The sequence below is a fragment of the Bathymodiolus platifrons methanotrophic gill symbiont genome (assembly GCF_002189065.1).
Lineage (GTDB): Bacteria > Pseudomonadota > Gammaproteobacteria > Methylococcales > Methylomonadaceae > Methyloprofundus.
In genome coordinates this window covers 1-11,141 of the sequence record NZ_BDMN01000068.1, presented here as the reverse complement: position 1 = coordinate 11,141, position 11,141 = coordinate 1, and the positions used below count along the sequence as shown (strand labels likewise).

12 protein-coding genes are annotated in these 11,141 nt (G+C 41.0%); 6 read left to right on the top strand and 6 right to left on the bottom strand.

Annotated features, from left to right (window positions below; all coding sequences use genetic code 11):
* Nucleotides 1–99 precede the first annotated feature (99 nt).
* The 3 genes from CDZ78_RS04455 to CDZ78_RS04445 all read right to left on the bottom strand — a co-directional run bounded on the left by CDZ78_RS04455 (nt 100) and on the right by CDZ78_RS04445 (nt 3,044).
* Nucleotides 100–1,284 (bottom strand): pyridoxal phosphate-dependent aminotransferase, encoded by a 1,185-nt coding sequence (locus CDZ78_RS04455; protein ID WP_087868896.1) that lies wholly within the window; start codon nt 1,282–1,284, stop codon nt 100–102.
* A 496-nt stretch (nt 1,285–1,780) separates the two neighbouring features.
* Complete coding sequence (locus CDZ78_RS04450) at nt 1,781–2,542, bottom strand: Nif3-like dinuclear metal center hexameric protein (RefSeq protein WP_087868895.1); 762 nt, start codon at nt 2,540–2,542, stop codon at nt 1,781–1,783.
* Nucleotides 2,543–2,546: 4 nt separating this feature from the next.
* Nucleotides 2,547–3,044 (bottom strand): NUDIX hydrolase, encoded by a 498-nt coding sequence (locus CDZ78_RS04445; protein ID WP_087868894.1) that lies wholly within the window; start codon nt 3,042–3,044, stop codon nt 2,547–2,549.
* A gap of 83 nt (nt 3,045–3,127) precedes the next feature.
* Between CDZ78_RS04445 and CDZ78_RS04440 the strand changes: the two genes are divergently transcribed.
* The 6 genes from CDZ78_RS04440 to CDZ78_RS04415 all read left to right on the top strand — a co-directional run bounded on the left by CDZ78_RS04440 (nt 3,128) and on the right by CDZ78_RS04415 (nt 7,475).
* The gene (locus CDZ78_RS04440; RefSeq protein ID WP_087868893.1) at nt 3,128–3,733 is read left to right on the top strand and encodes a TetR/AcrR family transcriptional regulator; all 606 of its coding nucleotides are present in this window, start codon (nt 3,128–3,130) and stop codon (nt 3,731–3,733) included.
* Complete coding sequence (locus CDZ78_RS04435; RefSeq protein WP_087868892.1) at nt 3,720–5,051, top strand: MFS transporter; 1,332 nt, start codon at nt 3,720–3,722, stop codon at nt 5,049–5,051. Before CDZ78_RS04440 ends, CDZ78_RS04435 begins: the two co-directional genes overlap by 14 nt.
* Before the next feature lie 416 nt (nt 5,052–5,467).
* The gene (locus CDZ78_RS04430; protein ID WP_087868891.1) at nt 5,468–5,662 is read left to right on the top strand and encodes a hypothetical protein; all 195 of its coding nucleotides are present in this window, start codon (nt 5,468–5,470) and stop codon (nt 5,660–5,662) included.
* Between the two features lie 15 nt (nt 5,663–5,677).
* Nucleotides 5,678–6,406, top strand: coding sequence for a M48 family metallopeptidase (locus tag CDZ78_RS04425; protein WP_087868890.1), 729 nt, complete (start codon nt 5,678–5,680; stop codon nt 6,404–6,406).
* Nucleotides 6,407–6,520: 114 nt separating this feature from the next.
* Nucleotides 6,521–6,922 carry an AraC family transcriptional regulator ligand-binding domain-containing protein gene (locus CDZ78_RS04420; RefSeq protein WP_087868889.1) on the top strand — a complete coding sequence of 134 codons (402 nt, stop codon included), beginning with the start codon at nt 6,521–6,523 and terminating at the stop codon, nt 6,920–6,922.
* Nucleotides 6,906–7,475 carry a helix-turn-helix transcriptional regulator gene (locus tag CDZ78_RS04415; RefSeq protein ID WP_087868888.1) on the top strand — a complete coding sequence of 190 codons (570 nt, stop codon included), beginning with the start codon at nt 6,906–6,908 and terminating at the stop codon, nt 7,473–7,475. The genes CDZ78_RS04420 and CDZ78_RS04415 overlap by 17 nt, the downstream gene beginning before the upstream one ends.
* Nucleotides 7,476–8,035: 560 nt before the next feature.
* Here CDZ78_RS04415 and CDZ78_RS04410 read toward each other — a convergent pair.
* The 3 genes from CDZ78_RS04410 to CDZ78_RS04400 form a co-directional block, all read right to left on the bottom strand.
* The gene (locus CDZ78_RS04410; RefSeq protein ID WP_087868887.1) at nt 8,036–8,593 is read right to left on the bottom strand and encodes a DUF4276 family protein; all 558 of its coding nucleotides are present in this window, start codon (nt 8,591–8,593) and stop codon (nt 8,036–8,038) included.
* Nucleotides 8,593–9,768, bottom strand: a complete 1,176-nt coding sequence (locus CDZ78_RS04405; RefSeq protein WP_087868886.1) for an AAA family ATPase — start codon at nt 9,766–9,768, stop codon at nt 8,593–8,595. Before CDZ78_RS04405 ends, CDZ78_RS04410 begins: the two co-directional genes overlap by 1 nt.
* A 251-nt stretch (nt 9,769–10,019) precedes the next feature.
* Nucleotides 10,020–11,063: an IS701 family transposase gene (locus tag CDZ78_RS04400; protein WP_087868897.1), complete on the bottom strand. Its 1,044-nt coding sequence runs from the start codon at nt 11,061–11,063 to the stop codon at nt 10,020–10,022.
* Nucleotides 11,064–11,141: the final 78 nt, after the last annotated feature.

Sequence of the window (11,141 nt, the reverse complement as noted above, 5' to 3'; positions counted from 1 at the left end):
ATAATTATTGGGAAACTTCAGTTTAATAATACCCGAAAGTATGACGCAGGATTTTGGCTGCACAGGTGCGCAAGGAAAAGCTAAATACGTCCTAAAAACTTAAGCAATAGCTTTTTTAATGCGTGCCAAAGCAGTTTCTAAATTTTCCATGCTGGTTGCAATAGATATTCTGATATGTCCAGGACAACCAAATGCTGAACCAGGTACTAAAGCCACATCAGCTTTTTCAATGAAATATTCAGCCAGATCCAGGTCATTATCAATACCGTCCAGTTGAGTAATTAATTTTTCAACATTAGGGAAAACATAAAATGTTCCATCGGACTTGATACACTCAATGCCAGACATTTTATTGAGTTCATCCACCACATAATCATGACGTTTTTTGAATTCAATCAGCATGGTATCTATACAGCTTTGATCGCCTCTTAAAGCTTCTTCAGCCGCAACCTGAGAAATAGAAGTAGGGTTGGATGTGCTTTGTGATTGTACCTTGCGCATGCCGGCGATAATGTCTACAGGACCAGCAGCATAACCAATACGCCACCCAGTCATGGAATAAGCTTTGGAAACACCATTCAAAACCATGGTGCGGGCATAAAGCTCAGGACAGGCATTGAGAATATTAACGAAACTGCCTTTTTGCCAGAGTATATGCTCGTACATATCATCTGTGGCAACAATAATGTTCGGATAATCCAGTAACACCTCTCCAAGCGCTTTTAATTCGTCAAATGTATAGGCAACCCCGGTTGGGTTAGACGGGCTATTAATAACAAATAAGCGAGTTTTATCGGTAATGGCAGCGTGCAATTGAGCAGGCGTTATTTTAAAGTTTTGCTCCTGAGTAGTTTTGATAATCACCGGAACGGCATCGGCTAACAGCGCGATATCAGGATAAGAAACCCAGTAAGGTGCAGGAATAATAACCTCATCACCTTTATTTAATAAAGCTTGAGCCAGGTTATAAAAACTTTGTTTACCTCCTGAAGATACCAGAATCTGCTTAAGTGTATAGTCAAAGCCATTATCATTTTTAAATTTATCAATAACAGCCTGCTTTAAACTCGGTGTACCGTCTACTGCCGTATATTTTGTAAAACCATTGTTAATCGCAGTTATAGCGGCTGCTTTAATATGCTCAGGGGTATCAAAATCGGGCTCACCAGCGCCCAGGCCAATAATATCTTTGCCTGCTGCACGCATTTCTGCAGCTCTTGCGGTAATAGCCAGAGTGGGTGACGGTTTAACTGCACTAAGTCGGTCAGAAAGTTTGATACTCATTAAGCTTCCTCGAATCAAATGATGGATAGATAAAACGTCAAATTATACCTTATGAGTACGCGTTGCGAACTGATAATCGTTGGTTGGTTTAGATTTTTTTACGAAGTAAAAAATCTAAACCAACGCGAGCCTACGTGATTTTACGTTCCACAATGCAGGCCATCGTAGGCCGGAATAGCGCAGCGTTTTCCGGTGCACACACACACGAACTGGATTATTTTGATTACAGGATAAGTGATTGTGCTTTGCCGGAGTCTTTAGATTGTTTACATTCGTAAATTGTTTTGGTGGAAAACGCTGCACTATTCCACTCTTACGTCTTATTTTATTGAAATTTAATCAATAAATTCTTAAGTAAGCAGTATTAGGAGCACAGTCCACTTTATAAGTAAATTTCTCCCTGATTATAAGTACTCTCGTGGCTAATGCCTCTCCTGTCTAACTGAGTTTTCAGTTAGCTGGTAAATAAGGGCGGATTATCTTGTTGTAATTAGTCCTACGCGGGGTTGTCGCTATCAATAAAGACACATTCTATATGGCAGTGCATTTGTATTTTTCGCATTAGGGCAAGTATGCCAAAAATCTCAGTTGCATAATGTCCACCTGCGAACATATGTATACCGTTTTCCTGGCTTTCGTGCCAGTCATGTTCAGAAATTTCCCCGGTAATATAGGCATCCAGTCCGGCTTTTTGGGCTAATGCCCAATCACTGTTAGCACCGCCAGTGATAATACCAACTGATTCAATGATTTGATTTTCATCCGGGCTGGCCAGAATAACGTCGTGGTTGAGCACGGACTGTAATTTTAAGCCTAGTTCTTTGGCTGTTACTGGTTCGTTGAGTAAGCCTTCGATACCCGTGGGACATCCTTTGTAATCACCACATGGACTTTGTTGTCGGCAGTCTATAAGTTGCCCTAAAACTGCGGCATTACCCACTTCCGGGTGTGCGTCGAGGGGGAGATGATAAGCAAATAAATTGATATTGTGTTGTACTAGGGGGGAAATGCGTTTGGCAAAGTGACCTGTCAGTGGGCGAGCGCCATGGAAGTGCCAGAATAAACCGTGGTGTACTACCAGGGTGTCAGCACCCATGTCAGCAGCCTGGGTGATTGAGTCAAGGGTTGCAGAAACAGCAAAAGCTATCTTTTTGATGTTTTCTGAACCTTCAACCTGTACGCCGTTGGGGCAGTAGTCTTTAAAGTTCGCGGGTGTGAGTAAGTCATTAAAATAGCGATCTAGCTCGTTTCTTTGCATGGGTTTACTCCTCAAGTTTCAGCCATAAGGCTTTGAACGTATCAGTAAGAGTGGGGTCATTATCGCTAACACGTCGGGATATATCTTTTATATTAAACCACTGTCCTCCATCTATTTCTCCAGCTTCCAGAGTAAAAGGGCCGTTGTGTAAACAGCGATAAACCTGGACAAATTCCATGCCTGTTTCGGGTATTGCGGGTAGCTTGAATAGAAAAGTGAGTGTTTCATCTACACAAACAGCTAGTTCTTCGATAGTTTCCCGGTGCGCACAAACATCGTAACTTTCCCCGGCATCAACATGACCTGCCGCAGAGGTGTCCCATAGACCGGCATTAATATCTTTACTTAATGAGCGTTTTTGTAAAAAAAGCTGTTGATCGTTATTAAATACCAGGATATGCACGGCTCTATGGCGCAAGCCAAGTTGATGGACTTTGTTACGAGGCTGGTTTTCGATAAACTGGTCATTTTTATCGACGACAGCAATCAGTTCTTGATTCATAAGTCTCCAAACTATGATAAAGGCTTTAGCCTTTTTCAGTATTGGGGTATTCTAAATCATTCATCAGTTAATGCGGTAATAATATGGCAAGGCGTAGTGAACATAGTCAGGCAGAAATCAAGAAAATGGTGTTGGAGGCAGCAGAGGATATTATTCAGGAAAACGGGTATTCTGCGCTAAAAGTACGTAAAATTGCCGCTGATATAGGATATACCGTCGGTAGCGTTTATATGGTTTTTACTAATATGAATGATTTAATCATGCATATTAAAGCACGTACCTTGCAGAAATTGCAGCTGTATTTGCAAGCACAGCAAAAGCGGCCCATAACAACTGAAACGCTACAAAACACGGCGCTTGCCTATCTAGATTTTGCTGTTGCTAATGATGGGTTATGGCGTATGCTATTTGAACATCAATTGGCACTGGGAGAGTCTGTACCTAGCTGGTATCTGCAAGAAAACCAGAAAGTATTTGAGCTGCTTTATAAAATAATCAGGCAACTTGATGAGTTGCATTCTGATGAACAGGTGCATCAGGCTGCTCAGGTTTTAATTAAAAGCGTGCAAGGGATAGTGATGCAGTTATTAATGCAGAATCAATCGTCTGCCGCTGTTATGGCTTCTAAAGCAGAGGTCGAATTGCTGGTTCAATGTTTTTTGCGTGGTTGGAACAATGGCACAACATAAGATGACTTTATTTCCTGAACAACAAAAAAAATCTCCTGCGGTAGAACGAAAGGAGCTGGTAGCCTGGGCATTGTTTGATTTTGCCAATTCAGGTTATACCACGGTGGTGATGACTACGATTTATAGTGCTTATTTTGTCGGTGTGATTGCGGCTGAGGCCTCAGATATGGCTCCCGGTATGCCAACATTATTGTGGTCTATTGCTATTGGCCTGGCTAATTTTGTAGTCATGATTCTGGGGCCTGTGATTGGTGCTTTAGCTGATCATCAAGCTAGAAAAAAAGTATTTTTACTGATTTCCAGCATTGGCTGTGTGTTCGCAACAGCATTATTAGCGTTTGTCGGTCCAGGTGAAGTGCTGTTATCGATGCTGTTAGTCACTATTTCTGCAATTATGTTTGCGCAAGGTGAAAATTTAATTGCAGCATTTTTACCAGAATTGGTGAGTAAAGAAAAAATGGGGCGAATGTCTGGCTATGGCTGGTGTGTCGGTTATTTTGGTGGGTTGCTTACATTAGGATGCTGCTTGTGGATTATCCACTGGGGGAAGCAGCAAGGAATGCTTGATACCGAGATTATTCCGATAACCATTCTGGTGACTGCGGCAATCTTTGCATTAACAGCAAGCCCAACCTTTTTGTACTTACGAGAACGGGCAGTAGCGCAACCTAAAGACGATCATGTCTCTTATTTTCGTGCCAGTTTTAATCGACTGCAGCATACTTTTAAACAGGCCAGCCATTTTAAGGATTTATTCAGGTTTTTGCTAACTCTGGCTGTTTATCAATCAGGGGTTAGTACGGTCATAGTGCTGGCTGCTATTTATGCTCAGGAAGCCATGGGCTTTGGGCGGCAGGAATTGATTATATTGATTATGGTGGTTAATGTAACTGCTGCCGTCGGGGCATTTATTTGTGGACATCTACAGGATAAAATTGGTTCAGTACCCACTTTGGCAATTACGCTGGTGTTGTGGATTATTGCAATTGTCGTTGCTTTCTTGGCTACTGAGGCTGCGCATATGTGGATCGCTGGTAATATTATTGGTGCAGCAATGGGCTCAAGTCAGGCAGTTAGTCGAGCGTTGGTCAGTAAATTTACGCCAGCTAATCGTTCAGGTGAATTTCTGGGTCTTTGGGGTGTTGTAATTCGTTTGTCTGCGATTATTGGCCCCTTAAGTTATGGCCTAGTGAGTTATTTTACGCAGGGAAACCATCGTCAGGCTTTATTATCAACTCTGGTGTTTTTTGTTGTTGGTTTATGGTTGCTAATGCGGGTTGATGAAAATCGTGGGAAATTAGCTGCCACGGAATCTTAGGCGCTTAATTATTTCCAGCTGCCTTAGATTATTTTTCTGAAGTTTCCCAATAATTATTTATGGTAAAATTGAAACTATGCTACAACTATATGAAAAAAATAGTCTTTTCATTCGTTTCAAATGCTATTGCCTAAGGGGAATTAAGTAGGGGTTTGCTATAAACATGGCAAAACCACCTAAAATAAACCTCGATACACCAGCATTGTGTATTTCAGCTACTCAATAATTGGGAAACTTCAGATTATTTTTTATAGTCCAATATTAAAGAACTCGAACGCTGCCAGCCATGGAGAGCGAACGCGAGGGCTGGTAGTCCCCAGAAGGCGTAGGGCCGTTGTTTTGTCGGAATCGTAGCGCTAGCGTAGGTGGAGACAAAATAAAAGGCATTCCGAAACGCCGTCCAGTCATTTGAGGGAGTGTTACGAAGCCAGCACCGAGTTTACGATGGTAGTGGCGAAGTGGCACGTACGCAGGACGTCTGGGGCGTCGAAGGCATTAGCGGTCGCGTTAAGTTTTTGCTGCTTGCTTGGGCTGGGATGCCCAAAACAAGCTTTCGCAAAAATAGCGACTCCCCGCTTAATAAGAAAAACTATTTTTCCATATTTATCTAGAGATAGTCGTAGAAAATGAATAAGCAGCAAGATTATCAAGTTCGTCGTAGCCAGCGCGCCAAGCGTGCCAGAATTGTAGTGACAGCTGATAGAGTTGAAGTCGTTGCGCCTTTACGTATGCCTGAAAAACAGATTCAGCAATTTATGCGTGCCAAGCAAGACTGGATTGAATCGGCAAAAAATAAAGTGCAGCTACATGTTGATAATATCACTAGTTTTGCGCCGCAAAGCTATCAACAGGATGCAATGATTCCTTATCAGGGAGAGCAATATAAGCTAGATATTAAAGCCAGTGCGGAAAAGAAAATTACAATAACCTTTGATCGGTCGTTTACTGCTTTTGTGCCTGAAAATGACATTAAAACTTTAACTGCAATGGAATTAAGTACACAGATTAGGCTAGCTCTCATTATCTGGATGGGGCAAGCGGCTGTAAAGCAGGCAGTACAAACTACGGATAAATATGCTCCTTTGTATCAACTGGTCCCGCGCTCAATTACTATTAAGACCCAGAAAAGTCGTTGGGGAAGTTGTGGTATACATAATGATATAAATTTGAACTGGCTATTGATTCTGGCTCCGGCAGAAGTATTTGAATACGTGGTGATACATGAGATATGCCATATAGAACAGCGTAATCATTCCGCTGCATTCTGGGTGCTTGTAGCTAGGTATTGTCCTGATTATAAGCAGCAGCGTTTATGGCTTAAGCAGCATGGAGCGAGCTTGATGCTGGGTTTATGAGTTGCTTTTCGCCCTGAATGACATGAAAGCAATACTTCAGATCTTAATGGTAAATACAATGATAATTGCAATATTGGACAGGATTCTCTGGGTCATGTATGCTTCAAAACCGTAATGAACAATATCCCCTTAGTCCGTGTACGTTATGCCGGTAGTTTTGCCAAAGAACTACATAAGCTTGGTGCGCCAACAGAAAGAGTATTGAATACGGTGGGGCTCTCAGAGGAAATTTTAGATATTCCTGATGGGTTCATGCCCGTCGAACAACTCTTGCGCTTTGCTGAACAAGCAAGGCGATATACTGGCATTGCAGATATTGGTCTCGCAGCAGGCCTAACTCCGTTTGGACAACACAGTCAGGCGGGACATAACGTGATGGTTTGTACAAATTTATATCAGGCTATTGTACTGTTTTGTAAACAAGGGAATAGCGAGATAACTAATTCCAACTTTCATATTCGGCAGCAGCAGACTATGGTCTGGTTCTGTGGAGGAGTGGTTGAGGGAACCGTATGAATTACGGCTACAAAGTAAAAATGATAAATCGTTGTATGATACCGAGCTTATCCGTAATGCCAATGTACGCTTCGGCTGTAAAATGTTAGCGATAGGTATACCGCATTATGCTTTTGCTTTAACTTTACAGCACACAAAAGATCAGTCACCTGTTGCTAATTCAGAACTGGTACTGCTCTCCGAGTCTGATACATCACTTGAATATTCAGTAAAAGAGATTATTCGTACTCATATTCGTGCGCATCAAAGTGGAATAAAAAACGTTGCAAAGGCACTTGATCTTTCGGTACGTAGCTTACAACGGCGTCTTGCTGAAAACGAATTAATATTTTCTCATCTATTAGAACAAACTAGAATTGAAACAGCACTAATGATGCTAGAAAATTCGAATGTTTCAATTATAGAGGTTGCCATGGAGGTTGGCTACAAAGAGGCCTCACATTTTGCTAGGGCATTTAAACGAAATACTGGCTTAACCCCGCAACAATACCGCTTCCAATATCAAACTGAAAATATAAAATCTACAGCAAGTTCTTTGCATGTAAATATTTAAACCTCTTAACTATTATATTTTCCTCACCCTCGTACGACAAACCGGAAGTTCATGACGCCGAACCGAGCCCCGGTACTCCACAAGTCTTTTATCGGGAATCTTTGATTAAGCTACGATATTTCTGCTAAAAAATGCAGCATGACAAGTCATGAATTTCCTAGTTTTTGAACGAGCCTTCTTCCTCAAAGCGAAGGAACTTAAAGGAGGGCTTTATGAATTTTATAGCCTATAAGCGATTGATTTATATGGGTGTAAGATTGTCATTTTTGGCTTAAATTAAAATTGGCGAAGGTATTGGTCATATTTTTAAGTCGAGCTTTAAAACATAATTAAAACAGGTATATCACCATGACAAGTGCACACAATCCATCACTTAAATAAGTGATGCCCCCCCCCTCTAATAACTGGTTTATCTGATGATGTTTCACTTTGTGTCGTATCAATTTTATGTTCAAGTAATGCCATTAATCGAATTTCCCGAGCTTGTAAGAGGGTTCTGTCGCAAAAAAATAAATGTTTGTGTAAAAATCAACTGCAACCTATTTTATGCAACAGAGCAGTCAGGACTCATCCACTAAACGTTTCACACCTGAGATAAGTGCGTTAAAACTTTTTGAACGATTGTTTGTAATATCTAAGTATTTCGAAATATCTCTAGAACCGGATATTTTTTGGTAATTTGGCGCGATTCTTTTTAGTTCTTGTGATGCATTACTTAATTTATCTGGGTCGCGGAATTTGGCTCTATTTTGTTTCTCGGCCAGATTGTTCGGCCCAATGGACTTGGCTACCGCCGCCAAGTCACCTAAATAAAATGACTCCAGCTCATGGCAGGCAATACGCACCAAGGCATCTGGTTTCCCAGAATTCCGGCACTCATTTACTAAATTACTTTTAATGATAAAACAACAACCACTATCTTGATCACGCATAACGACAAACTTTGCTCCATGGCTTTTCCAAGCCTTTAACTTACCTGGAAGGCGTTTTTCTAAGTCTTGCTTTCCTTCAAATACCACGTATATGGGTATATACGTGTCAGGTAGAATTTTAGGCAATACACTCTTAAGCATTTCTTTAGCTGAAGGCTCCTCTAAGAAAAATACAAGCTCACTCATCAAGGGTTAAAGGAGCCTTCTTTCCATAAATAGCCCATCTGATCACCTTCAGCAATGAACGCAGCTATTTGTTGATCATCTTGCAATCTCTTTATGCTAGTGCAACCATTTTCTTTAACAAGAAAATAAACTTCACTTAATTCGACTGCATTTAAGAAATCGGGCGAGTGGCTAGAAACAAATACTTGCCCCCCTCGTTCAGAATAAGAACGGAACTCTTCAGCTAATTCCCACAGTAGATGGGGGTAAAGCTGGTTTTCAGGTTCTTCGACACATAAAAGTGGATGTGGTTCAGGGTCATAAAGTAACACCAGATAGGCAAACATTTTAATGGTGCCATCTGATACATAACGAGCTAAAAATGGGTCTTTAAATGCACCGTCTTGAAAACGTAAAAGGACTCGACCTTCTTCGGTTGTTTTAGCATCAACGGAAGTAATCCCCGGTACCCGTGCTGCCAGTTTTTTTAGCAAAGTCTCAAAAACTTTAGGGTGACGAGTGTGTAAATACTCTGTAACTAAAGAGAGGTTTTCACCTTCGCGAGATAAGTGCTCTGCGTAACCCGCATCCTGCTCTGGTCTGGCGCGGTTAATATGGAAATCAGAGATGTGCCACTTTTCAATTAAATTGCCTAGCGCCACAACCGCTGGAAAACGTTCAAATTGCGCCAAACCTTTTACCGCCAGAATATCAGGTGACTTTAGTTTCTGGCTTTCACGAACAAGATCTTTTACATCCGTCACATTGTCAATTTCATTGGTGACTGCTTCACCCTTACCATTACAAAAATCTAAAAAATGCCAAGGCTTCCCCCCCCTACCTCGACGGTATTTCAAAATTTCACGAGTCACGACTGGGCGTTCATCCTTTTCTCCAACAGATAAAAAATAAGTAACCAAGGGAGACTTATCTGTTTCTCGAAACTTAATTTCGATTTCAATATTTCCCGATACAGCACGACTACGTACTTCACTAAAACCTCGATTACCACCAAGCTTTACCAGCGCAGTATGTACATTACTATCCAATGCTTCACGAAGAAATTCAAAAACGCTAAATAGCGAGGATTTTCCCGCACCATTTGCACCAACAATGACACAAAACTTTGGTATGTCGAGCATTTTCGTATCACGGAAACTTTTAAAGTTTTTCAGCTTTATGGATTCAATATGCAAAGTAAACCTCCCCCGAATTCATAGGCTATGTCACCGTTAAGGGTTCTGTCGCAAAAGAAATAAATATTTGTGTAAAAATCAACTGTAACCTGTTTTTATGCAACCAATGGATAAGACACCATCCAGGAGAAAAACTTTCTCATCCCATCCGATAAACTAGTTGTAAAGTCAGGTACCATACCATATGACATTCGCGAGAATAATAACTTGAAAAGTAGCACCATTTTTAGTTGAACATGCGAACCTAGAAGTTACGCATTGACGACAGATTGAAATTCTGGATTCAAATGATTCAACTTTGGCATAAAGGTTCCAATGAACGAAGCTATCACATCTTTGAATAAATTTCGCTGCACGCTATAGCAATTATTAATCACTTCAGCAAAGCTGAGTTTTTGTAGTTGAACAAACCCACAAATTGCAGCAAAAAGGTGGTTCTTTATAGCTCCTTTACTGCGAACCTGGAATCGCTCTATATTGCATACCTGCTTTATCGCTCGATGATACTGCTCAATCTGCCAATGCCTATCATGTTGTTCGGTAAACGCTTTATTATCAAAAACCATTGTTTTCTCTTTATCAGGTAGTGAGCTTATATAATGGCGAACTTGGTCTTTCAAGTTCGTCCGAAATAATTTTACAAACCCAAAATTCTTGAGCCAAACCATCAAGCCATCTTCTGGAATATCCAGCTGTTGAACCTGTAACCATGTCCCTTTTTCCAATGAGACCAAGCGGTTGCTTTCCAATGCAAAGAGCAAACCTATCTGATGATTTCTAATCAGTTTAAGATTACTCACACAACTGTACCAGCTGTCTCCCGTAACAAAATCAGGATCAAGCCCCCAAGCCAATACTTCATCCAGCATATCTTGAAAATAGTCATTTTTTGTCTTTCCTTCTGCTTTGTCGACCACTCGAAAATTAACGGGTTGATGCTTCCCTTGAATATCGGTGTAATACAAAGTCACAAGATTGATTCCTTTAACCGCTCGATGATGTTTACCTGACCAAAAATGGCTGACAAGTTCCATATACTGACTATAAGGTTTATCAAGGACACTATCGTCTACACTCAAGGTTCCTCCCTTTAAATTCAATGTGGTACTGGCTTCATTGTATAAGTCTCGTCCAGTATAAAGTTCGCGATTCAGAAATCGGTTTACACTATCATGTGATATCGACATCACTTCTCCTAATCGCCGACAACTGGCCTGTTTTGGCTCACTTAATAAAAAGCTAATATACATCGGTAAGGTGCAGCGGGCTGTTGATGGGCGTGTTATTTCTCTTATCAAGACTTGGCTTTCCGATGGCTTTGGTGTTTTCAATGTTCATAGTTTAGCATTGCCTGTCAATGCGTAACTTCTAAA